Origin of the sequence: Streptomyces griseocarneus, assembly GCF_014655595.1 — a bacterium.
GTDB classification, from domain to species: Bacteria; Actinomycetota; Actinomycetes; order Streptomycetales; family Streptomycetaceae; genus Streptomyces; species Streptomyces griseocarneus.
In genome coordinates this window covers 415901-436957 of sequence record NZ_BNBL01000006.1, presented here as the reverse complement: position 1 = coordinate 436957, position 21057 = coordinate 415901, and the positions used below count along the sequence as shown (strand labels likewise).

The window sequence follows — 21057 nt, the reverse complement described above, 5'->3', positions numbered from 1 at the left end:
CTCGGTCACGCGATCCGTCGGACACGCCTCAGCGGTACGAGGAGAAACCCGGCTCGATACCGAGGGACTTCAGCCAGCGCATCTCGCCGAACTGCACGATCTCCGTGCCGCGTGCGGCGAGCAGCTCCAGAACGTCGTCCCCGGGTGCGCCGTCGAGCGCGGCGACGACCTTGGGGATATCCGCTTCCGGTACGGACAGCATGTACTCGTACTCGCCGTTGTTGAGGTCCTGCCCCTGGATCAGCAGCTTTCCCTCGACGTTGATCCGCGCGTCCACCCAGAGCTTGTTCGCCGCGTACAGGCTGACCTTCCCGTTCTCCAGGGTCATGTGCCGCTCCTCGTCTGCGCTGCGGAACTAAACGATCCAGTACTCAGCGGGAGCGGGAGAGCGGCCCTTTCGGTTCCCCGGCCGACGGGCCCGTGATCGACATCACGGGCCCGTCCACCCCTTCACTCCTCGATCGCCCCGCCGACGCGGCGGAGGTGCCGGCGGAAGGTGTACGACGGGTCGGCGGCGCGGCGGGCGACGTAGTCGTCGAAAGACGTCTGGCGGCGAAGGGTCTCGCCGGCCCTGATCTTGCGGGCCTGTTCGCGCTCGGTGTCCCGGATCTGCTGCGCCGTCGCCAGCACCTCGTCGACGCGGTCGGCAGGCACGAACAGCACGCCGTCGTCGTCGGCGAACACGACGTCGGCGGCCGAGACCAGGTGCGGGCCGAAGCGGGCGCTGGTCAGCGCCTCGGGCTCCCGGTCGTCCACACGCGTCGGCCCCGGCGGGTAGTTGCCGTAGCTGAACACCGGAAGGCCGATCTCCACCAGCTCCGGCGTATCCCGGTGCAGCCCCCACACCACCAGCCCGGCCACCCCCGCCGACTCCGCCTCCAGCACGGCGAGATCGCCCACGCACGCCTCGTCCGTGCGCCCGCCGTTGTCGATCACGAGCACGTCGCCGGGTTCGGCCCCGCCGAACGCCTCGAGGAACACGTCGACACTGCCGTAGTGCCGGGCGGGCAGGACGCGCCCCGCGAGACGCTGACCGGCGACGACCGCCCGGATGCCGGGTGGGGCGGCACGCAGGGGAACGCCGGTGCGGACGCAGGCATCGGCGACCAGTGGCGTGGAAAGCTCGGCAAAGGCCTTCAGCATGGCCGTCACCCTAGCCTGTCGGCCTTGACCGTGCGGAGGAGTGGGGATGGAAGATTTACGCCACATCGAGCCGCCCATCGCGGCTCCTACCGGGTCCGGTGCGGCGCTAGCCCATGACGCGGGACAGCGCTCGTGCGCTGGGGGTATTGGGGCGCTGTCGGATGAGGTCGGTGGCCATCTTCCGGATGGCGGGGCGGTCGCGTACCTCGGCCGGGGAGGCACGGACGGCTTCCAAAAGCGCGTCGGCGGTCTGCTCGGGCTTGCCCCATTGCCACCATGCGCGGGCGAGGTCGGTGTGCATGCGGGCGCGGCGTTCGGCTGTCGGGAATTGCCCGGGGTGGAGGGTGCGGCCGGCTTGGAGGGCGGATCCGGCGTCTCCGAGGGCCCAGTGCACGCCGACCCGGTAGAGAGCGACTGCGGCCGGGCTGATGGAGAACGGGGCGCTGGCGGGCGGCTGCTCCGGAAGGCGTCCGGCGGCGCGCCCGGCTTCGCTGATGAGCGCGAGGGCCTGGTCGTGGTTGCCGGCCCGGGCCGCGGTGTAGGAGGTGGTGCACAGCAACTGTGCATAGGCCATCGCCTGGGCCTGGTTGGTCAGCCCGGTGCGTTCGACGGTGGTCAGGGCGTGGTCGACCAAGCGCTGAGCGGCCTGAGCCTGTCCCTGGTGGCGCAGCACGATACTCAGTTCGCGGGAGGCGGCCGCCGTGGCGATTGCGCTGCCGGACAGGTCGGCGTATGTGATCGCCCGGTCCGCGGTGAGCCGGGATCGCTCATAGTGTCCGATTTTCGTCAAGACCCGGGAGGCCAAGGCGTAACAGGCGGACAGCGTCGCGTACGTCTTTTCGGTGCGGTCCTGAGTCGCGGCGTGGGCATCGGCCAAAAGGGCCGGGAGGACTTCGAGGAGCTGGGTGTGCCGGCCGCTGTCGTACAGAGAGTGAGCCCGGGCCAGACGCGGTGGCACGTGCGCGGCCGCACCGTCCGGAGAGGGGATGGCGGCGAGCGCGTCATCGATGCCGGTAAGGAGCTGGAGAGGGCCTGCCACTCCGGCGGCGGCAAGCAGAGTGCGGCGGCGCAACGGGTCCTCCTCGGCGTGACGCGGACCGGATGCCGCCACTGTAGTGGTTGGCACCGGGCCCAGGCCGACGGCCGCAGCCAAGACACCGGCGGGTAATCCCACTTCGCGCGCGGCCCTGCGCAGCAGCCCGAGATCAGCCGTGGCGCGCCGCTCAAGGCGGGAGATCGTCGAGGCCGAGCAGCCGACCCTCCGGCCAAGGTCGGCCTGCCGCCAGCCGCGGTGAGTGCGCCCCAGGCGGATAAGCGCTCCGGCGTGGTGACACGCAATCAGCGCGGCAGCGTGCGGAGTCCTCCACAGCGGATCGGCACTCATCACACCTCCACGGGCGCGGGGCCTGTCCGCCCACGGTACGGACGGCCACCCAGGGCGTCGAGGCCATGTGCAGCTTCTGCACACGGCATGCGACCCGCGGCAATCGATCACCATGGCAGGACGCTGCGCGCTGCACTTGGAGTGCGCCCCGCGACGGGCGGAGGCACCGACAGTAGGGAGACCAGCATGGCGACAGCAGTCGAGACCCGGCCGACGGTCCGCGAGCCCCGGGACTTCGTCGAGCCGGAGGTGTGGGAGCGGGAGATCGCGCTGCTCATGCGGGACTACCCATTCGACGAGGTGTACGCAAGCCGGCTGTTCGGTGCGGCCGTGTCCTACCTGATCACGGCTATGGAGAAGTGGGGGCAGCAGCTGGAGATGTGCTGCGGCCGCATCGTGGACATCGCCGTCCACACCTTCATCCTCGACACCCGTAACTACCGCGAGTTCTGCGCCGAGCACTTCCAGGGCCGATTCCTGGAACACATCCCCGAGATCGCCTTCAAGTACGACGGCTCGGTGGAGCGCACCGCACGGATCATCGCGAACAACGGCTTCAAGGTGGACTGGAAGCTCTGGGAAGCCGACTACGCCAAGTGCGGGCCGTGCGCTCCGGGGACAAACTGCCACTGAAGCGAATCGACACGGTCAGGCCCGGGGACGCTGTGAGCGGCCTCGGGCCCACGCATAGGCCGAACCGGGCAGGGTTCCGCCATCGGGTCCCCGGGGCTTGTGGGCGACGGTACGGTGACGAGCGCACGTGGCCCACCGTCACCCCGAGGAGCCCCATGCCCCGCCCGCCCCTCACCTCCGCCGAATACTGGGACCTGTACAAGCCGTACCGGGCGGAGGGCGAGCAGCCGGCCCCCACGACGGACCGGTTCGAGTGGACCCAGTTCCCCGGCCACGGCCCCGGCCCGGAAGTCCTCGGCGCCCCGCGGCACGCGCTTGAGCTCGGGCCCGGCGAAGGTACCGACGCCGTGCATCTGGCCCGCCTCGGCATCCAGGTGACCGCGGTCGACTTCTCGGCCTTCCAGATCGAACGCGCCCGCCGCTGGTGGTCCGACGTCCCCGGTGTGCGGTTCGTCCACGCGGACGTGTGCGAGTTCCTCAGCCGCGACACCACCGAGTACGACGCGATCTACTCGATGTGGGGCGCGGCCTGGTTCACCGACCCCGAATTCCTCCTCCCTCTCGTCGCCAAGCGCCTCGTGCCGGGCGGCGTCTTCGTCTTCAGTCACGCCGAGCCCGGACCAGGCACCTACGGGCCCCAGCAGATGCGCGGAAAGTGGCTGGAAGGCCGCGAGCGGGAGCTGACCGTCCTGCGCTGGCAGTACGCCCCCGGCGTGTGGGCCGACCTGCTCAAACGGAACGGTTTTACAGACGTCGACGCACGCATCGTGCCCCCGCCCGGCAACGAGCCGCTGGGCACCCTGCTCGTACGCGCCGAGGCTGCCTGAGCGCCGGGAGGGCGGCGCCAGTCACCCCAGGTTGCCGGCCTTGAGGGTGCGCAGGAGTGTGGCCCAGGTGGTGGGCGTGGTGGTGATGACGTCGACGGGGTGGTCGCTCTCGCGGAGGCGTATGAGACCGCCGGGCGCTGGGGCGATTTCGACGCACTCGCCGTCCGGTCCGGAACTGTACGAGGACTTGACCCAGTTAAGACGAGACATGTCGCTCCTATCGCAATTCGTGCAAGGCATGCTGGAGCAGACTCAGCGAGTCCCGGGCCTCGTGGGCCTCGGGAGCGGCCGCCGGGTCGACGGGGGCGAGGGCCATGGAAGCCAATCGCTCAAACATTCTGGCGTATTCGGCGATTCGGTGGCCATCCCCGATGAAGTCCGCGCTGATCGGGTACTCCCGATAGAGGGTGCTCAGCTCGGGGGTGTGACTGTCCATGATGATGAAGGACCGACTGTAGGCAGAATACGGACCCATTTCGAACGGGAAGATCTGCACCGTCACATGAGGCAGTCGAGCGACCTCGATCAGCTTGAGAAGTTGCTTGCGCATGGTCTCGGCGCTGCCGACACACGTACGGAGTGCCGACTCGCAGATGACCGCGTGGTACCGCTGGAGTCCGGCCAAGACACGCTGCCGCTCCATCCTGAAGCGCACCCACTTGTCCAGGTTCTCGTGGTTCCCTTCGATGCTCGCCATCGCAGCACGGGCATATTCCTCGGTCTGCAGCATGCCTGGGATGTTCAACGAGTCATGGACGCGAATGCTGGTCACCCGCGATTCCAGCTCGGCGAGATCGAGCGCCCTGCGTGCCAGAACGCCCTCGTACTCGCACCACCAGCCCTTGCCCGAACCCTGGGCCATCTCCATGAGCCCGTCGAACAGCGTCCCCGGCGGGCAACCGTACTCTCGCAACAACATGTAGAGCCGGTTCCTGGATACGTCGATGCGTCCTGCTTCGATGTTGCTGATGCGCGCCCGGTCCGCCTCCAGCAATACCGCAGCCTGATCGCCTGAAATCCCCGCGCGCGTGCGCAGCTTGCGGAGCTCGGCCCCGAGTCGTCGCTGTCGTTCACTGGGGTGTCGCCTGGGCGCCATGCATGACCTCCTCCTAGGTGGTGGCAGTCTGCCGAGGCCCGGTCGGAACGGTCCATTCATAGAGCGCCGCCTCACCCACACGTGGCAACAATCCCGGAAACCGTTGCCAGAGGAAACGCGTTTCCCTACGGTCGGTGCCACTCATCCACCAGATGGCTCGTGGAAGTGCACCTGTCGCAAGGGAAGTTGGGACGGGCAACGCCACCGCAAGCCGTATGGGCGCTTCGCGCCCTCCCAGGAGACCCGCCATGGACACCCACCCAGGCCCCGACTGCTCATTCGTCTTCCCACCTCACCCCGCATGGGTGCGCGCCGCGCGCGAAGCGGTACGGACTCTGCTGACGGCGGCGCGGCGGAGCGATCTCGCCGATACCGCCGTGACCCTCACCTCGGAGGCCGTCACCAACGCGGTCAACGCCTGCCAGGCGAAAGGCTGCACGACGCCGGTCACCCTCGTCGCGGAGTGGACCGGGCCGGGGCACCTGCGGGTGCTCGTGCACGACGGCGCGGCGGGGCTGCCCGTACGGGGGCACGTGGAGGCGGACGAGGACGAGTCGGGGCGGGGGCTGATGCTGATCGAGCACGGGGCCGACGCGTGGGGCGTCTGCGCGCACGGGCCAGGGCCGGGGAAGGCGACGTGGTTCGTGCTGGGTGTGCCGACGGATCGGACCGCCCGGGTGTGCTGGTCGAGCGAAGGGAAGGGCCCGACGGCCGGCGGGTGCGCCGAGTGTGCGGAGCTACTGGCCGCGCAGCGGCGAGCGGTCGACGGCGGTGGCATGCAGCAGGCGGTTCAGGCGACGGTCGCGGTGCGGCAGCACATGCGGGAGGTGCACGCGTCGTGAGCGTCGCACAGTGCCCGCATCTCGCGGGGTGGACGCAGACCGGGGACGGCGTGTGGCGCTGTGGCCGGTGCGGTACGCGGCGGTTCGCGGACTACGGGGCGTTGCGGCCGCCGGGGCTGGCGGAAGCCGTGACGCCGAGTCCTGTCGCTCGGCGGGTGGCGGATCGGCGTGCGGCGAGTTACGTCGCGTTCCGTTTGCCGCGTGGGGCCCGGTGGGGGCGTACGGAGGCGGAGTGCCGGGCTTCGCCCGGGGCCGCTCCGCTGCGCGGCGGGGCGGCGTACGCCGACGTGGTGTCGGGTGCGCCGCCTACGGGGGCCCGCATTGCCGTGGTGGTTACTTCGGGTCGTGGTTGAACTTCGAGGCCGACCAGAAGTAGCCGAGCACCGCGAGGCCCAGGCACCAGGCGACGGCGAGCCAGCCGTTGTGGCCTATCTCGGTGCCGAGCAGCAGCCCGCGCAGGGTCTCAATCGCCGGGGTGAACGGCTGGTACTCGGCAACCGGCTGGAACCAGCCCGGCATCGCGTCGATGGGGACGAACGCGCTGGACAGGAGCGGAAGGAGGATCATCGGCAGTGCGTTGTTGCTGGCAGCCTCGGCGTTCGGGCTGATCAGGCCCATGCCGACCGCGATCCAGGTGAGCGCCAGAGCGAAGAGGACGAGCAGCCCGAACGCCGCCAGCCACTCCAGGGCGGTCGCATCCGTGGAGCGGAAGCCGATGGCCACCGCTACCGCACCCACCAGGACCACGCTGGCGACCGACTGCAGCACGCTGCCAATGACGTGCCCGATGAGTACCGAGCCGCGGTGGATGGCCATCGTGCGGAAGCGGGCAATGATGCCCTCGGTCATGTCGTTCGAGACGGACACCGCGGTGCCGACCACAGTGCCGCCGATAGTCATCAGCAAGATGCCCGGCACCAGATAGGCGATGTAGTCGGAGCGGTCGGCGCCGGAGCCGCCGATGCCCGCGCTCATCACGTCACCGAAGACATAGACGAAGAGCAGCAACAGCATGACCGGGGTCAGCAGCAGATTCAGAGTGAGCGAGGGGTAGCGGCGCGCATGCAGGAGATTGCGGCGCAGCATCGTGGAGGCGTCGCGCGCGGCGAAGGAGAGGGAGCTCATCGGACAGCCTCCTTGGGCTGGTTCGGCTGGTTGGTCTGGCTGGTGCTGGTGAGGGCGAAGAAGACGTCGTCGAGGTCGGGGGTGTGCACGCTCAGCTCATCCGCCTCGATACCGGCCGCGTCCAGCCAGTCGAGAAGGGAGCGCAGCTCACGCTGACTGCCGTCGCTGGGGATCTGCAGCGCCAGCGCCTCGTCATCCCGGCTCACCTCGCGCAACGCCACGGCCGCGCCCTGATACGCGGCGGGGTCGGAGAAGCGCAGCCGCACATGCCCGCCGGGGATGAGCCGCTTCAGCTCCCCCGCAGTACCCTCAGCAGCGATCTTCCCGTCGTTCAGCACCGCAATACGGTCGGCCAGCTCATCGGCCTCCTCCAGATACTGGGTCGTGAGGAAGACCGTCACCCCGCCCGTGACCAGCTCTCGGATGATCTGCCACATGTTGTGCCGGGAACGCGGATCCAGACCCGTCGTCGGCTCGTCCAGGAAGATGACCCGCGGACTGCCGACCAGCGTCATGGCAATATCCAGACGCCGCTTCATACCGCCCGAGTAAGTAGAAGCAGGCTTCTTCGCCGCCCCCACCAGGTCGAAGCGCTCCAGCAGCTCGGCCGCCACCCGCCGCCCCTCACGCCGGGGCAGATGATGCAGATCCGCCATCAGAAGCATGTTCTCCTCACCGGTGATCAGACCGTCGACAGCGGAGAACTGTCCGGTGACACCGATCGCGGCACGCACCCCGTCCGGTGAGGTGGCGAGGTCGTGGCCCGCGACCTGGGCCTGCCCGCCGTCAGCGGTGATGAGCGTGGAGAGGATCTTCACGACGGTGGTCTTGCCGGCACCGTTCGGGCCGAGCAGCGCGAACACCGAGCCGGCCGGGATGCGCAGATCTATGCCGTCGAGGACGGTCTTGTCGCCGTAGGACTTGCGCAGCCCGACGGCGGAGATGGCGGCCGGCGACGGGTGACCGTCACCCTGCCTGGACGTGGGCATGACAAAAGAAGGCATGGAGCCCTCCGTTCGAAGGCTGAAGTGAGTGGGAAGCGGGGCCGGCTGAGGGTGTGGTGCTCAGGCCTTGGCGCGGAGGATGTCGATGTTGCCGTACCGGGTGCGGGCGCGGACCTCGACGGTGTCCTCGGCCTTCTCCGGCGCCTCGGACGCGGTGAGCGCGTTGCGCACCTGGCCGGAGCCCGAGCTGACGTCGAGCCAGGCGGCGGTGCCCTCGCGGATGCCGACCTCGATGGCGCCGTAGGAGGTCTCCAGCTGGACCGTGCCGCGGGCCACTTCACCCACGCGCAGGGTGCCGTGGGCTGTGGTGGCGGTGACCGAGGCCTCGGCGCGCCGGATCTCGATGTCGCCGTTGGCGCCGCGCACCCGCAGCTCCCCGGTCGCGGCGCCGATGGTCGTGGTGCCGTGCGAGTTCTTCAGGACGGCGGGGCCGTCGACGAGGCCGACGCGCAGGCTGCCGGAGCTGGTGGTGATCTCGGCCGTGCCCTCGACCCGGTCCACGGTGATCGAGCCGTGGGAGGCGGTCAGCTTCAGCGGGCCGGTCGTGTCGAGGCGGACGTCGCCGGACGAGGTCTTCACGCGGGTCTCGCCGAGCAGTCCCTCGCCGAGCACCTGGGTCCAGGCGCCGGTCATGTCGACGCTGGATCCCGTGGGCAGTTCGACCGTCACATCGACGATGCCGGTACGGCCGAACGGGTTGGACTTGGGCGTCCTGACGGTCAGGGCACCGCTCGCGTACGTGACCTCGGTCTGGCCGGCCGTCCGCACGTCCCGGTCCTTCTTCGGGTCACGGGGCCGCACCTCGACGACGGTGTCACGGCGGTCGCTCGCGATGAACTGGATGGAACCGGCCTCCACGTGCGCCGTGGCCGAGATCGGTTCGGGAGTGTCGAAAGAAGGCATGGCTGTCCCGTCCTCTTGAGTCTTTGGGACGTCCCCCCTGGTGGGACGTGGTGTGGGTGAAGTGATGCGGGCCGGGGGCCGCGGCTAGCGCACCCAGCCCGTGATGCTCTGCCCGACGGTCCGGGGCGCCTTCTCCGTCGTACGCGGCCGGGTGCCGCCGTCGACCGCGGCCGACACGGCGCGCACCAGCCACGCGTTGACCGACAGGCCCTCGCGGCTCGCGGCCTCCTCGGCGCGGGCCTTGAGGTGGGCCGGCAGACGCAGGTTGACGCGGGCGGTGCCGCCCTCGTCGCCGTCGGCGGGCGCGTGGGCCTTGAGCAGTTCGGTGGGCGCGGCCGACACCGTGGGGCCGCCGTCGGCGGGCGGTAGCGTCACCACGAAGTCGGGGTCCAGCCCGCGCAGCCGTACGTCGACCGAGCCGGGGGCGAGCTCACGGGTGATCTCGTCCATCGCGGCGGAGAGCACATTGAGCATGGTCAGCCGGGTCGCCGACTCCAGAGGAGCGGTGAGCCGCTCGGCCAGCTCGCGGGCTTCGTCGCCTCCGGCTTCAGCGGCCACCGCCAGTTCACGGCGGAGGGTGTCGACATACGGGGTGAGGTCCATGACGCCATCATGGCACCACGGTGGCGCCATGCGCAAGCCCGGGTGGCGTCTCGTACAGGGCAGACTCAAGGACAACCCCTTCCACCTGCGGAAACGCGGAGAGAGCGACCTGAGTCATGGTGGCGCCATGCCCACCCGTGCGCCACCGAGAACGAAGGATGGCACCACCTGGCGCCAGATGGTGCCAGGTGATGCCATGTGGCGCCAGGCTTCGCCCGGGGCCGCTCCGCTGCGCGGCTCACGCGAGGGCGAGCGAGGCCAGGGCGAGGGCCGACGCCCCGAAGACGACGACGTGCCGGGCATTCTGAAGGACCCAGACCCACGCGGGGAAGCCGCTCTCGGCCGTCTTGAGGAGGGCGGCCACGTCGATGCGGGCGAGCTCGGGGTCGCCCTTGCGGGCGAAGGCGGCCTCCACCGACTTCACGGCGGTCAGATTGCTGTAGAGGATGACGCAGTTGATGGCGAGCACGAGGCCCAGGACGCTCCAGGTCACGGCCCCCGCCCACGAGCCGCCGGCCAGGTTGAGCCCGGCCGCCGCGGCGACCACCGTGGCGATCGCGACGGGCGCCCAGGTCTCGTGGCCGCCCGCGTCGAACCTCATCCCGTTCTCCGCCAGCACGGTGGTCCGCACGCCCTGGCGCTCGAGCTCCGCGCGCGCGGCCGCCGTGGCGGTGGCGCCGTAGCGGTGGCGCACCAGCGGAATGCTCAGGAAGGCGGCGGCGACGAGCAGCTGCATGGCGGCGATGAAGGCATTCACGGTCGGGGTCCCCCTCGTGGAGCGCGCGCCCTGTGGTGCGGCGGCGACTTGAACTAAGTACAAGAGGAAGGTAGCCCGGGACTTGAACTAAGTGCAAGTGGTTTCTTGAACTTAGTTCAAACAAGGCTTCGGGGTGCCCTATCGTGAGGACATGCCACGCGACACGCTCACCCGCGACCAGATCGTCCGCACCGCCGTCGAGCTCCTCGACGAGGAGGGCCTGGAGGGCCTGAACATGCGGAGCCTGGGCAAGCGGCTCGGCGCCGCCGCCACCGCCGTCTACTGGCACGTCAAGAACAAGGACAACCTCGTCCTGCTCGCCGGCGACCACGTGTGGGACGAGATCCCGCTGTCCGAGCTCGACCCGGCCGACTGGCACGGGGCGGCCACCGCGATGGCCGACGGCCTGCACGCCATGCTCGTCCGGCACCCTTGGCTCGTGCAGGCATTCGGCTCCTACCTCTTCTACGGCCCGGGCAAGGCCCGCTACGACGACCACAGCCTCGCCGTCTTCGAAGCGGCCGGCTTCAGCGGCGCCGATGCGGACCGGGCCGCTGCCGCCGTTTTCACCTACGTCCTCGGCAACGCCCTCGGCGCCTCCGCCAATGCCTCGCTGACCAGGCGGCTCGGTCGCGACGGCGGCGATGCGCGGCAGCAGATCGAGGAGACCCTCGCCAAGGCCACCGAGGTCGCCATGCGCTTCCCCCGCCTGCGCAGCCGCCTCGACACCCCCGCCGCCGACTACAACGCCGCCCCCGATGACGCCTACCGGCAGGGCCTCCAGGCGCTCCTCCGCGGGCTCGTCCCCACCCCGGCCCGAGCCGACGGCTAGAGGGGCGGAGGCGTCGCGGCGGCTCGAGGTCCTGGTGGACCGGTTCGCGGTCCTCGTGGACCGGTTCGCCGGGCGCTGACCCGGCCGGCGGGGCGGGCCGCGTCCCGCCCCGCCGCGCGTGGAGGGCTCAGCAGCGGGCGGTCCACGTGTGGGAGCCGCCCTTGTCGTTGGCGCCCCCGTTGTAGCCGACCTCCTGGCCGGGCGCCAGGCAGAGGGTCACCCGGCCCGTCAGTTCGCGGCCGTCGTACACCTTGACGTGGTCCTTGACGCCCGGGCCGGAGACGCCGTGGTTGGCCCATGAGGAGTCCTGGTTGTTCATGTTGCCCTCCCACCAGCGGTCGTCGCCGCTGTGCTCGATCTTCATGCCGTCGAAGTTGGCGTGCGTCCAGACGCAGAAGTAGCCGCTGCGGCACGGGGCCGCCTGGGCGGTGGCCGAGGTGGCCGCGACGGCGCCGGCGGAGATCAGGGCTGCCGTGAGGAGGGCGGTGAAGCGCTTCATGGTCGTGGGTCTCCCGTCGGTGGGGGGTCGGCGAGCAGGGTGGTGGCTTCGGCGAGGGCGTGCGCGCGCAGCTCTCGCCAGTCGTCGAGCTCGGCATGATGGCGGGCGCGGACTTCGGCGAGGCCGCTGTGGGTGTGGGCGGCTTCGGGGCGGAGGTTGTTGACGATCACCGATGCGTGGAACCAGCGGCGCTGGTCGCCGTAGAGCCGTTGCTGGGCGGCGGCCAGGCAGCCGTCGGTGTGGGCGCGTACGACGTAGCCGGTGGGCAGGGCGACGGACAGCTCGGCCGGACCCGCGCCGAAGAGCGCGGCCGTCAGGCGCCGTTGCTCGGCGGCCGGGACGGGGCTCTGCCCGGGGCGCTGCGGGGTGAGGCCCTGACGGGCCAGGCAGGCGTCGGTGAGGCGGCCGGTGGCGGCCTTGATCACCTCGTCCGGGTCGGCCGGCGGGGACGCCGGGGCCGCGCAGCCGGTCAGGAGGCAGACCGTCAGGAGGCTGGCCCTCAGGAGGCAGGCCGTCAGGAGCGGGAGGCCGGTCAGCGGTCCTTCGGCCCGTACGGGAAGGCGCATCCGCGGATCAGACCTCGCACCGCGCAGCGGTGAACGCGTCGGCGTGTGTGGCGATTTGGCACATGCGGGCCGTCCCCCGGGTGGCAGCGATCGGTCTCGGCACGGCCACACTCCCCACACCGCGCGCGGGCATGCGCCATGTCCCCCGAAGAGGTGATCAAGGCGCCCCGAAACGACCGGAGCCCCCGCGCGAAGGCGCGGGGGCTCCGGTGCGGCGGACGGCGTCGCTTACGCGATGCGGTCCAGCACGATCGGGTTCGGCGTGAAGGCCGTGCCCGCCGGGGAGATCTCCACGCCGCCCTCGAGGGCCTGCAGCGCGTAGTCGAACTTCTCCGGGGTGTCGGTGTGCAGGGTCATCAGCGGCTGGCCGGCCGTGACCGTGTCACCGGGCTTGGCGTGCATCTCGATGCCCGCGCCGGCCTGCACCGGGTCCTCCTTGCGGGCGCGGCCGGCGCCCAGGCGCCAGGCGGAGACGCCGACGGCGTAGGCGTCGAGCGCGGTCAGGACGCCGGAGGCGGTGGCCGTCACCACGTGCTGCTCGCGGGCGACCGGCAGGATCGCGTCCGGGTCGCCGCCCTGGGCCTGGATCATGCGGCGCCAGTGGTCCATGGCCGAGCCGTCGGCGAGGGCCTTGGCCGGGTCCGCGTCCTTCAGGCCGGCCGCGTCGAGCATCTCGCGGGCCAGGGCCAGGGTCAGCTCGACGACGTCCGCCGGGCCGCCGCCCGCCAGGACCTCGACCGACTCGCGGACCTCGAGGGCGTTGCCCGCGGTGAGGCCGAGCGGGGTCGACATGTCGGTGAGCAGGGCGACGGTCTTGACGCCGTGGTCCGTGCCGAGGCCGACCATGGTGGAGGCGAGCTCGCGGGCGTCGGCGATGTTCTTCATGAACGCGCCGGAGCCGACCTTCACGTCGAGGACGAGCGAGCCCGTACCCTCGGCGATCTTCTTCGACATGATGGACGAGGCGATCAGCGGGATGGCCTCGACGGTGCCGGTGACGTCGCGCAGCGCGTAGAGCTTCTTGTCGGCCGGGGCCAGGCCGTCGCCGGCGGCGCAGATGACGGAGCCGACGTTGCGCAGGACGTCCATCATCTCGTCGTTGGAGAGCAGCGCGCGCCAGCCGGGGATGGACTCCAGCTTGTCCAGGGTGCCGCCGGTGTGGCCGAGGCCGCGGCCGGAGAGCTGGGGCACGGCCGCGCCGCAGGCGGCGACGAGCGGGGCCAGCGGCAGGGTGATCTTGTCGCCGACGCCGCCGGTGGAGTGCTTGTCCGCGGTCGGGACGGGCAGGGAGGAGAAGTCCATGCGCTCGCCGGACTTGATCATCGCGGCGGTCCAGCGGGCGATCTCCGCCCGGTCCATGCCGTTGAGCAGGATGGCCATGGCGAGCGAGGACATCTGCTCGTCGGCGACCTCACCGCGCGTGTACGCGTCGATCATCCAGTCGATCTGCTCGTCGGTCAGACGGCCGCGGTCACGCTTGGTGCGGATAACGGAAATGGCGTCCATCAGCACATTTTCCTTAAGTTCGTAGTCCTCAGGTCTTCCCGGGGCCGGAAAGTGACCCGGACGGGCTGAAACATCAGCCCGTCCGGCGCTTGGGAACATCTTTAACGATTCAGGTCAGCGGGCCCAAACGCGTCCGGCAGCAGCTCCGCCAGCGGGCGGATGCCCTTGGTGGTGTCCACGGCCAGCTCCGGGCCGCCGTGCTCCCACAGCAGCTGTCGGCAGCGGCCGCACGGCATGAGGATGTTGCCGTGCAGGTCGCAGCAGGTGAAGGCGGTGAGGCGCCCGCCGCCGGAGGCGACGAGCGACGAGACCAGACCGCACTCGGCGCACAGGGCGACTCCGTAGGCGGCGTTCTCCACGTTGCAGCCGGTGACGACGCGGCCGTCGTCGACGAGGGCCGCGGCACCGACGGGAAAGCGGGAGTACGGGGCGTAGGCCCGGGACATGGCGTCCCGGGCCTGCGCGCGCAGGTCCTCCCAGTCGACGGAAGGACTCACTACTTGCCCTGTCCCTTCCGGTAGGGCTGGCCGTCCGCCTTCGGCGGCCGCAGGCGCTGCGCCGAGAGCGAGAGCACCAGCAGGGTCGCGACGTACGGGGTGGCGTCGACGAACTCCAGCGGCACGGTCGTGGTGAGCAGGTACCAGGCGACCAGGGCCGCGACGACGACCGAGCTGGCGATCGCCTGCTTGCCCTTGCCCTTCTTCACCTGCCAGAACACCAGGCCGACCAGCAGCACGGCGACGAGCAGCAGCAGCGCGTGGACGGTCGGGCCGCCCGAACGCAGCTGGAGGCTGTCCATGAAGCCGAACAGGCCGGCGCCCATCGCGACGCCGCCCGGACGCCAGTTACCGAAGATCATCGTGGCGAGACCGATGTAGCCGCGGCCACCCGTCTGACCGTCGGAGTACATGTGCGTGCCGATGGCCAGGAACGCGCCGCCGAGGCCCGCGAGGGCGCCGGAGACGACCACGGCCGCGTACTTGTACGTGTAGACGTTGACGCCGAGGGACTCGGCCGCCACCGGGCTCTCGCCGCAGGACCGCAGGCGCAGGCCGAAGGCGGAGCGCCACAGCACGAAGAACGTGCCGACGAACAGCAGCGCCGCGACGATGGTCAGCCAGGACACGTCGGAGACGAGGCCGTCGAGGATGCCGGCGACGTCGGAGACGAAGAACCAGTGGTGCTTCTCGATCGAGTGCAGCCAGTCGGACAGGCCGGGGACCGAGAAGTGGCCCATGTTCTCCATGACGGGCGACTGCTTGTCGTTGCCGCCCGCCTGCTGCGCCGCGCTGCCTTCGGCGCCGAACCACATCTTGGCCAGGTACTGGGTGAAGCCCAGCGCCAGGATGTTGATCGCCACACCGGAGATGATGTGGTCGACGTTGAAGGTGACGGTGGCGATGGCGTGCACGACGCCGCCGAGGGCGCCGCCGATCACGCCGGCCAGGGCGGCCGCCCACGGGCCGTGCTGCCAGCCGATCCAGCCGGCACAGAACGTGCCGAGCATCATCATGCCCTCGAGGCCGATGTTGACGATGCCCGCCCGCTCGGCCCACAGGCCGCCGAGGCCGGCGAGGCCGATCGGCACGGCGGCGCCGAGGGCGCCGCTCCACTGGCCGGAGGAGGTGAGGTCCTCGGCGCTGGTGATGATCCGCAGCGCGGACAGCAGCAGCAGCGCGCCCGCGATCATCAGCAGGACGACGGGGTAGGAGAGCTTGCGCCTCCCGTTGGCCGGCTTGTTCTTGCCGCTCAGCCGCTCGGAGAGCGCGGCGGTGAAGGTGGTGCTCACGCGGAAACCTCCGCCTTGTCGCTCTTACGGGCCTGGGCGGCGAGCTCCTCGCCGACCTTGCGCTGCTGGACCTTGAGTCCGTACCGGCGCACGATCTCGTAGGCGATGACGACGCACAGGACGATGACGCCCTGGATCACGCCGACGATCTCCTGGGCGTAGCCCTCGAACTCGAGCTGGGTGCCGGTGCGCTCCAGGAAGCCCCAGAGCAGGGCCGCGAGGGCCATGCCGAAGGGGTTGTTGCGGCCGAGCAGCGCGATGGCGATGCCGGTGAAGCCGATGCCGACGGGGAAGTCGGTGCCGTAGTTGTACGACACGCCGAGCAGGGTCGGCATGCCGACGAGGCCGGCCATGGCGCCGGAGAGCACCATCGCGGTGATCACCATGCGCTTGACGCTGACGCCGCTGGCCTGGGCCGCGGACTCGGAGCGGCCCACGGTGCGCAGGTCGAAGCCGAAGCGGGTGCGGTTGAGCACGAACCAGTAGGCGACGCCCGCGAGGGCCGCGATCACGACGAAGCCGTAGATGGGCTTGGGCGTGGTCGGGATCTCGAAGAAGTGCGCGGAGTCGGGCAGGTAGGGCGTGTGGATCAGGTTGCCCTCCTTCTCCGCGAGGCGGCCGTCCTGGAGGAAGTAGCCGATGACCGAGGCGCCGATGGCGTTCAGCATGATCGTGCTGATGACCTCGTTGACGCCGCGGGTCACCTTCAGCAGACCGGCGATGCCGGCCCAGATCGCGCCGACGATCATCGCCACGATGATGATCACCGGGACCTGGACGATGCCCGGGAGCGTCAGCGCGCCGCCGACGACGGCGGCGAAGAAGGCCGCGATGCGGTACTGGCCGTCGACGCCGATGTTGAACAGGTTCATCCGGAAGCCGATGGCCACGGCCAGCGCGGACAGGTAGTACGGCGTGGCCTTGTTGATGATCCAGACCTGGCTGTCGGCCTTCGACCCGAAGTCGACCATGACCTCGTAGGCGTGCAACGGATCCTGGCCGGTGGCGGCGATGATGATCGAGGTGATGACCAGCGCGGCCACGATCGCCAGAACCGGGGCGGCCAGACCCAGGATCAGCTTGTTCTTGTCGAACTTCTTCACTTCGCGTCACCGCCTTCCTTCTTGTCGGTCTTCTTGTCGGACTTGGTGTCGGTCTTCGGCTCGGACTTCTTCTCCGAGGCGTCGTCCGCGTCGGGCTTCTCGTCCGCGTCGGGCTTGTCGTCCCCGGACGTCCCGCCCTCGGCCGGAGCGTCCGGCTCCGACGGCTCGGCGCCCTCGGCGCCCTCCGCGTCCTCCTGGTGCTCCAGGTGGCCGGACGCGGCACCGGTCATGGCCGAGCCCAGCTCCTCCGGAGTGATCGTGGCCGGGTCGGCGTCGGCGACCAGACGGCCGCGGAACATCACCCGCAGGGTGTCGGAGAGCCCGATCAGCTCGTCCAGGTCCGCGGAGATCAGCAGCACGGCCAGGCCCTCGCGGCGCGCCTCGCGGATCTGGTCCCAGATCTGCGCCTGCGCGCCGACGTCCACGCCCCGGGTGGGGTGCGCGGCGATGAGCAGCTTGGGCAGGTGGCTCATCTCGCGGCCGACGATCAGCTTCTGCTGGTTGCCGCCGGAGAGCGAGGCCGCGGTGACCTCGATGCCCGGGGTGCGCACGTCGTACTCGCGCACGATGCGCTCGGTGTCGGCGCGGGCGGCCTTGATGTCGATGAGACCGCGCTTGCTGTTGGGCTTCTCGGTGACGTGACCGAGGATGCGGTTCTCCCACAGCGGGGCCTCGAGCAGCAGGCCGTGGCGGTGACGGTCCTCGGGGATGTACCCGATGCCGTCCTCGCGGCGCTTGCGCGTGGGCGCCTTGGTGATGTCGGCGCCGTCGAGGGTGACGACGCCGCCGTCCGGCGTGCGCATGCCCATGATGGCCTCGACGAGCTCGGCCTGGCCGTTGCCCTCCACGCCCGCGAGGCCGAGGACCTCGCCCTTGTGGATGGTGAAGGTGATGCCGTCGAGCACCGCGCGGACGACGCCGTCGGAGTCGGTGGCCGACAGGTGCAGGCCGTCGACGGTGAGCATCGGCACGTCGGTGACCGTGGACTCACGGGTCTCCGGCGAGGGCAGCTCCTCGCCGACCATCAGCTCGGCGAGCTGCTTGGGCGTGGTCTCGCTGGGGATCGCGGTGCCGACGGTGGTGCCGCGGCGGATGACGGTGATGTCGTCCGCGACGGAGAGCACCTCGCCGAGCTTGTGCGAGATGAAGATGACCGTGAGGCCCTCGGACTTGAGCTCGCGCAGGTTGTCGAAGAGCGCGTCGACCTCCTGGGGGACCAGGACGGCGGTGGGCTCGTCGAGGATCAGCGTGCGGGCACCCCGGTAGAGGACCTTGAGGATCTCCACGCGCTGGCGGTCGGCGACACCGAGGTCCTCGACGAGGACGTCGGGGCGCACGCCCAGGCCGTACGCGTCGGAGATCTCCTTGATCTTCTTGCGGGCCTTGTTGCCGATGCCGTGGAGCTTCTCGGCGCCGAGGACGACGTTCTCGAGCACGGTGAGGTTGTCGGCGAGCATGAAGTGCTGGTGCACCATGCCGATGCCGCGCGCGATGGCGTCGGCGGGGGTGTGCAGGGTGACCTGCTCGCCGTCCAGGGTGATGGTGCCCTCGTCCGGCTTCTGCATGCCGTAGAGGATCTTCATCAGGGTCGACTTGCCGGCGCCGTTCTCGCCGCACAGGGCGTGGACGGTGCCGCGACGGACCGTGAGGTGGATGTCGTGGTTGGCCACGACACCGGGGAACCGCTTGGTGATACCCGCGAGTTCCACCGCTGGGGCGGTACTGCTGGGCTCTTTGGTGGACGCTTTGATGGCGCACTCTCCTCGGAGAAAGGGAGCGGGAGCCGGATTGGGCCGTGCGGGGTAACGGAGGGGTCCGGCTGGGCGGAGGCGACGCTACACGCGTCAATAGGGTGCTACGCGCGTAGCGTTGGCGCGTATGTACGGGCCCGGCGGCGAAGGTTTCCCTTCGCCGCCGGGCCCGCAGTCCTTACGGGCCGGTCAGGACCGGCCTGCGATCACGGGGTGGTACGGACCTTGACCTGGCCGTCCGCGATCTTCTTCTTCGCGTCCGCGATCTTGTCCTTGATGTCGTCGATGGCACCACCGGAGGTGGCCAGCGACACGCCGCCGTCCTTGAGCAGGTAGGCGTGCGGGCCCGTGAGCGGCTTGCCGTCCTGGACGCTCTTGATGAGGTCGAAGACCGCCACGTCCACGTTCTTCACCACGGAGGTGAGGATCGAGCTCTTGTACTTGTCCAGACCGGGCTGCTGGTACTGGTCGGAGTCGACGCCGATCGCCCAGGCGCCCTTCTGACCGGAGATGGCCTCGATCGAGCCGTTGCCGGAGAGGCCGGCCGCGGTGTAGATCACGTCGACGCCCGAGTCGAGCATGCCCTTGGCCTTCTCCTTGGCGGCCGCCGGGTCGTTGAAGCCCTTGTCGTTGTTCGGGTACAGGTACTGCGAGGTGACCTCGATCTTGGAGTCGGTGTCCTTCGCGCCCTGCTCGAAGCCGGCCTGGAACTTCTGGATCAGGGCGTTGTTCACGCCACCGATGAAGCCGACCTTGTGGCTCTTGGACTTCAGCGCGGCGGCGACGCCGGCGAGGTAGGAGCCCTCGTGCTCACCGAAGGTGATGCTGTCGATGTTCTTGCCCGGGGCAACCGAGTCCACGACCGCGAAGCTGGTCTTCGGGAACTCCTTGGCGACCTTCTCGATCGACTTGGAGTAGTTGAAGCCGACACCGATGACGGGGTTGTAGCCCGCCTCGGCGAGGGAGGACAGGCGCTGCTCGCGGTCCGCCTCGGTCTCGCCGTTCTTGGCGGTCATCATCTTGGACTTGACGCCCAGCTCCTTCTCCGCCTTGTCGACGCCGCGGGCGGCGGACTCGTTGAAGGAGTGGTCGTCACGGCCGCCGACGTCGAACGCAAGGCCGACGCCCTTGCCCTTGGCGTCACCGGACTCGGTGGAGGACTCACCGCAGGCGGTGAGAGTGAATGCGAGAGCCGCGGTGCTGATGCCCGCGACAGCGATGGTGGATACCCGGCGCACGAGGGGCCCCTTCACTCGAAGCGCCTCCATTGGCGCTGGTTCGCGGGAATCGTAACGCGCGTAGATGCAGATAAAAGGGGTGCCTGCAAGCCGTTATCGATTCGTCGTTAACCAGACTTGACCGGATTGCCTACATACGGTTGCCATCGAGCAGCGCGGCGCCCGTGAACAGCTCCACGCCGACCTCGATCGCCTGCTCATCCACGTCGAAATCGCCGCAATGCAGATCACGCAGGGTCGAATCACCCACAGGGCGCACACCGAGCCGTGCCATCGCGCCGGGAACGTGCTCGAGGTACCAGGAGAAGTCCTCCCCGCCCAGGCTCTGCTCGGTGTCCTCCACCGCGTACCGGCCCCGGCGGGTGGTCATGGCGCGGCGCAGCAGTGCGGTGGCCTCGGCGTCGTTGACCACGGGCGGCACGCCGCGGATGTAGTTGATCTCCGACTTGGCGCGGTGCAGGCCGGCGACCTCGTCGACGGCGGCGTGCACCAGGTCGGGCGCCTCCCGCCAGGTGCGCAGGTCCAGGCAGCGGACCGTGCCGGCGAGCTCGGCGTGCTGGGGGATGACGTTGCAGGCGTGTCCGGTCTCCAGCCGTCCCCAGGTGACGGAGAGACCCGAACGGGCGTCGGCCCTCCGGGCGAGCACGGCGGGCACGTCGGTGGCCACCCGGGCGGCGGCGGTCACCAGGTCGGTGGTCAGGTGCGGGCGGGCGGTGTGGCCGCCGGCGCCGGCCAGGGTGACCTCCAGGCGGTCACAGGCGGAGGTGATCGCTCCGGTCCGCAGCCCGATGCGGCCGACCTCGACCTTGGGGTCGCAGTGCACGGCCAGGATCCGGTCCACGCCGTCCAGCGCGCCGCACTCGATGGCATCGAGGGCGCCGCCGGGCAGCACCTCCTCGGCGGGCTGGAAGATCAGCCGGACCGGGTGGGGCAACAGTCCTTTTTCGGCCAGGTCCGCCAGGACCAGGCCGGCGCCCAGGACGACAGTGGTGTGCACGTCGTGGCCGCAGGCGTGGGCCATCTTGGGGATCGTCGAGCGGTAGGCGACGGTCTTGGTGTCCGGGATGGGCAGCGCGTCGAGATCCGCGCGCAGGGCGAGCACGGGACGGGAGGCGGCGGCGTACCCGGCGCCGTCGCGTCCGATGTCGCAGACGAGCCCGGTGCCACCGGTGAGCGTGCGCGGTCTGAGGCCTGCCTTCTCGAGCCTCGCCCGGATCGCCGCGGTGGTGCGGAACTCGCGGTTGCCCAGCTCGGGGTGCATGTGCAAGTCCCGGCGGAAGTCGATGAGTTCCTCGCGCAGCCCGGAGGGAAGCGCGCCGGGCAGTTCGCCGCGGGCGGTTTCGGAGTCGGATTCGCAGGGCATCAGATGGTTCACCCTGCGAAGAGTAGAGCCCCGAATGGGGCAACTGTCCCTCAATCAAGAAAAGTTCAGCCGCATGGATGGGTCCGTCGAGGG

Annotated in this window: 24 protein-coding genes; 5 read left to right on the top strand and 19 right to left on the bottom strand. The window is 70.1% G+C overall.

The features are described from left to right. Positions 1-28: 28 nt before the first annotated feature. The 3 genes from IE295_RS18530 to IE295_RS18520 form a co-directional block, all read right to left on the bottom strand. Positions 29-328: a hypothetical protein gene (locus IE295_RS18530; RefSeq protein WP_086572597.1), complete on the bottom strand. Its 300-nt coding sequence runs from the start codon at positions 326-328 to the stop codon at positions 29-31. A gap of 122 nt (positions 329-450) precedes the next feature. Next, positions 451-1143, bottom strand: a complete 693-nt coding sequence (locus tag IE295_RS18525) for an RraA family protein (RefSeq protein WP_190064770.1) — start codon at positions 1141-1143, stop codon at positions 451-453. 106 nt (positions 1144-1249) lie between these two features. Continuing rightward, on the bottom strand, positions 1250-2527 hold the full coding sequence (locus IE295_RS18520) for a helix-turn-helix domain-containing protein (protein WP_190064769.1): 1278 nt from the start codon (positions 2525-2527) through the stop codon (positions 1250-1252). A gap of 186 nt (positions 2528-2713) precedes the next feature. Between IE295_RS18520 and IE295_RS18515 the strand changes: the two genes are divergently transcribed. Both IE295_RS18515 and IE295_RS18510 read left to right on the top strand, forming a co-directional pair. Then, complete coding sequence (locus IE295_RS18515) at positions 2714-3160, top strand: glycine-rich domain-containing protein (RefSeq protein WP_190064768.1); 447 nt, start codon at positions 2714-2716, stop codon at positions 3158-3160. Positions 3161-3315: 155 nt separating this feature from the next. After that, positions 3316-3987, top strand: a complete 672-nt coding sequence (locus IE295_RS18510; protein WP_190064767.1) for a class I SAM-dependent methyltransferase — start codon at positions 3316-3318, stop codon at positions 3985-3987. 21 nt (positions 3988-4008) lie between these two features. On the opposite strand, the gene IE295_RS18505 is transcribed toward IE295_RS18510, so the two are convergent. Further along, positions 4009-4197 (bottom strand): DUF397 domain-containing protein, encoded by a 189-nt coding sequence (locus IE295_RS18505; RefSeq protein WP_190064766.1) that lies wholly within the window; start codon positions 4195-4197, stop codon positions 4009-4011. 7 nt (positions 4198-4204) lie between these two features. Next, positions 4205-5083, bottom strand: coding sequence for a helix-turn-helix domain-containing protein (locus IE295_RS18500; RefSeq protein WP_190064765.1), 879 nt, complete (start codon positions 5081-5083; stop codon positions 4205-4207). Positions 5084-5331: 248 nt separating this feature from the next. Between IE295_RS18500 and IE295_RS18495 the strand changes: the two genes are divergently transcribed. Continuing rightward, positions 5332-5925, top strand: a complete 594-nt coding sequence (locus IE295_RS18495) for an ATP-binding protein (RefSeq protein WP_190064764.1) — start codon at positions 5332-5334, stop codon at positions 5923-5925. Beyond that, entirely contained in the window at positions 5811-6278 is a 468-nt protein-coding gene (locus tag IE295_RS34450) for a DUF6255 family natural product biosynthesis protein (RefSeq protein ID WP_224323114.1), read from the top strand. The genes IE295_RS18495 and IE295_RS34450 overlap by 115 nt, the downstream gene beginning before the upstream one ends. Here the strand turns inward: IE295_RS34450 and IE295_RS18490 are convergent. The 5 genes from IE295_RS18490 to IE295_RS18470 all read right to left on the bottom strand — a co-directional run bounded on the left by IE295_RS18490 (position 6259) and on the right by IE295_RS18470 (position 10317). Beyond that, on the bottom strand, positions 6259-7050 hold the full coding sequence (locus IE295_RS18490; protein WP_190064763.1) for an ABC transporter permease: 792 nt from the start codon (positions 7048-7050) through the stop codon (positions 6259-6261). The two genes, IE295_RS34450 and IE295_RS18490, sit on opposite strands and share 20 nt — an antisense overlap. Further along, complete coding sequence (locus IE295_RS18485; RefSeq protein WP_224323113.1) at positions 7047-8039, bottom strand: ATP-binding cassette domain-containing protein; 993 nt, start codon at positions 8037-8039, stop codon at positions 7047-7049. Before IE295_RS18485 ends, IE295_RS18490 begins: the two co-directional genes overlap by 4 nt. Positions 8040-8114: 75 nt before the next feature. Then, complete coding sequence (locus tag IE295_RS18480) at positions 8115-8957, bottom strand: DUF4097 family beta strand repeat-containing protein (RefSeq protein ID WP_190064761.1); 843 nt, start codon at positions 8955-8957, stop codon at positions 8115-8117. 84 nt (positions 8958-9041) lie between these two features. Continuing rightward, positions 9042-9560 (bottom strand): toxin-antitoxin system HicB family antitoxin, encoded by a 519-nt coding sequence (locus tag IE295_RS18475; protein WP_190064760.1) that lies wholly within the window; start codon positions 9558-9560, stop codon positions 9042-9044. Between the two features lie 238 nt (positions 9561-9798). Then, positions 9799-10317: a hypothetical protein gene (locus IE295_RS18470; protein WP_190064759.1), complete on the bottom strand. Its 519-nt coding sequence runs from the start codon at positions 10315-10317 to the stop codon at positions 9799-9801. A gap of 151 nt (positions 10318-10468) precedes the next feature. Between IE295_RS18470 and IE295_RS18465 the strand changes: the two genes are divergently transcribed. Then, entirely contained in the window at positions 10469-11149 is a 681-nt protein-coding gene (locus IE295_RS18465; RefSeq protein WP_190064758.1) for a TetR/AcrR family transcriptional regulator, read from the top strand. Between the two features lie 127 nt (positions 11150-11276). Here the strand turns inward: IE295_RS18465 and IE295_RS18460 are convergent, their stop codons facing one another. The 9 genes from IE295_RS18460 to IE295_RS18420 all read right to left on the bottom strand — a co-directional run bounded on the left by IE295_RS18460 (position 11277) and on the right by IE295_RS18420 (position 20964). Beyond that, the gene (locus IE295_RS18460; protein WP_190064757.1) at positions 11277-11648 is read right to left on the bottom strand and encodes a peptidase inhibitor family I36 protein; all 372 of its coding nucleotides are present in this window, start codon (positions 11646-11648) and stop codon (positions 11277-11279) included. Beyond that, positions 11645-12214 carry a hypothetical protein gene (locus IE295_RS18455; protein WP_224323112.1) on the bottom strand — a complete coding sequence of 190 codons (570 nt, stop codon included), beginning with the start codon at positions 12212-12214 and terminating at the stop codon, positions 11645-11647. Before IE295_RS18455 ends, IE295_RS18460 begins: the two co-directional genes overlap by 4 nt. 228 nt (positions 12215-12442) lie before the next feature. Further along, positions 12443-13726: a thymidine phosphorylase gene (locus IE295_RS18450; RefSeq protein WP_190064756.1), complete on the bottom strand. Its 1284-nt coding sequence runs from the start codon at positions 13724-13726 to the stop codon at positions 12443-12445. Between the two features lie 95 nt (positions 13727-13821). Next, positions 13822-14217 (bottom strand): cytidine deaminase, encoded by a 396-nt coding sequence (locus tag IE295_RS18445; protein ID WP_190064755.1) that lies wholly within the window; start codon positions 14215-14217, stop codon positions 13822-13824. Further along, complete coding sequence (locus tag IE295_RS18440; protein WP_372478827.1) at positions 14217-15509, bottom strand: ABC transporter permease; 1293 nt, start codon at positions 15507-15509, stop codon at positions 14217-14219. Before IE295_RS18440 ends, IE295_RS18445 begins: the two co-directional genes overlap by 1 nt. Then, a complete protein-coding gene (locus tag IE295_RS18435) occupies positions 15506-16612 on the bottom strand; it encodes an ABC transporter permease (RefSeq protein WP_190064754.1) in 1107 nt (368 codons plus the stop codon). The genes IE295_RS18440 and IE295_RS18435 overlap by 4 nt, the downstream gene beginning before the upstream one ends. Beyond that, a complete protein-coding gene (locus IE295_RS18430) occupies positions 16609-18321 on the bottom strand; it encodes an ABC transporter ATP-binding protein (RefSeq protein ID WP_190064753.1) in 1713 nt (570 codons plus the stop codon). Before IE295_RS18430 ends, IE295_RS18435 begins: the two co-directional genes overlap by 4 nt. Before the next feature lie 248 nt (positions 18322-18569). Continuing rightward, positions 18570-19601 (bottom strand): BMP family lipoprotein, encoded by a 1032-nt coding sequence (locus IE295_RS18425; RefSeq protein WP_190064752.1) that lies wholly within the window; start codon positions 19599-19601, stop codon positions 18570-18572. Positions 19602-19731: 130 nt separating this feature from the next. Beyond that, on the bottom strand, positions 19732-20964 hold the full coding sequence (locus IE295_RS18420) for an amidohydrolase (RefSeq protein WP_190064751.1): 1233 nt from the start codon (positions 20962-20964) through the stop codon (positions 19732-19734). Positions 20965-21057 lie beyond the last annotated feature (93 nt).

Bases quoted from the DNA above. Each gene is read 5' to 3' on its own strand.
- IE295_RS18420 (WP_190064751.1), bottom strand. From the start codon at position 20,964: ATGCCCTGCGAATCCGACTCCGAAACCGCCCGCGGCGAACTGCCCGGC.
- IE295_RS18500 (WP_190064765.1), bottom strand. From the start codon at position 5,083: ATGGCGCCCAGGCGACACCCCAGTGAACGACAGCGACGACTCGGGGCC.
- IE295_RS18520 (WP_190064769.1), bottom strand. From the start codon at position 2,527: ATGAGTGCCGATCCGCTGTGGAGGACTCCGCACGCTGCCGCGCTGATT.
- IE295_RS18510 (WP_190064767.1), top strand. From the start codon at position 3,316: ATGCCCCGCCCGCCCCTCACCTCCGCCGAATACTGGGACCTGTACAAG.
- IE295_RS18485 (WP_224323113.1), bottom strand. From the start codon at position 8,039: ATGCCCACGTCCAGGCAGGGTGACGGTCACCCGTCGCCGGCCGCCATC.
- IE295_RS18455 (WP_224323112.1), bottom strand. From the start codon at position 12,214: ATGCGCCTTCCCGTACGGGCCGAAGGACCGCTGACCGGCCTCCCGCTC.
- IE295_RS18490 (WP_190064763.1), bottom strand. From the start codon at position 7,050: ATGAGCTCCCTCTCCTTCGCCGCGCGCGACGCCTCCACGATGCTGCGC.
- IE295_RS18530 (WP_086572597.1), bottom strand. From the start codon at position 328: ATGACCCTGGAGAACGGGAAGGTCAGCCTGTACGCGGCGAACAAGCTC.
- IE295_RS18465 (WP_190064758.1), top strand. From the start codon at position 10,469: ATGCCACGCGACACGCTCACCCGCGACCAGATCGTCCGCACCGCCGTC.
- IE295_RS18495 (WP_190064764.1), top strand. From the start codon at position 5,332: ATGGACACCCACCCAGGCCCCGACTGCTCATTCGTCTTCCCACCTCAC.
- IE295_RS18525 (WP_190064770.1), bottom strand. From the start codon at position 1,143: ATGCTGAAGGCCTTTGCCGAGCTTTCCACGCCACTGGTCGCCGATGCC.
- IE295_RS18515 (WP_190064768.1), top strand. From the start codon at position 2,714: ATGGCGACAGCAGTCGAGACCCGGCCGACGGTCCGCGAGCCCCGGGAC.
- IE295_RS18505 (WP_190064766.1), bottom strand. From the start codon at position 4,197: ATGTCTCGTCTTAACTGGGTCAAGTCCTCGTACAGTTCCGGACCGGAC.
- IE295_RS18475 (WP_190064760.1), bottom strand. From the start codon at position 9,560: ATGGACCTCACCCCGTATGTCGACACCCTCCGCCGTGAACTGGCGGTG.
- IE295_RS18460 (WP_190064757.1), bottom strand. From the start codon at position 11,648: ATGAAGCGCTTCACCGCCCTCCTCACGGCAGCCCTGATCTCCGCCGGC.
- IE295_RS18480 (WP_190064761.1), bottom strand. From the start codon at position 8,957: ATGCCTTCTTTCGACACTCCCGAACCGATCTCGGCCACGGCGCACGTG.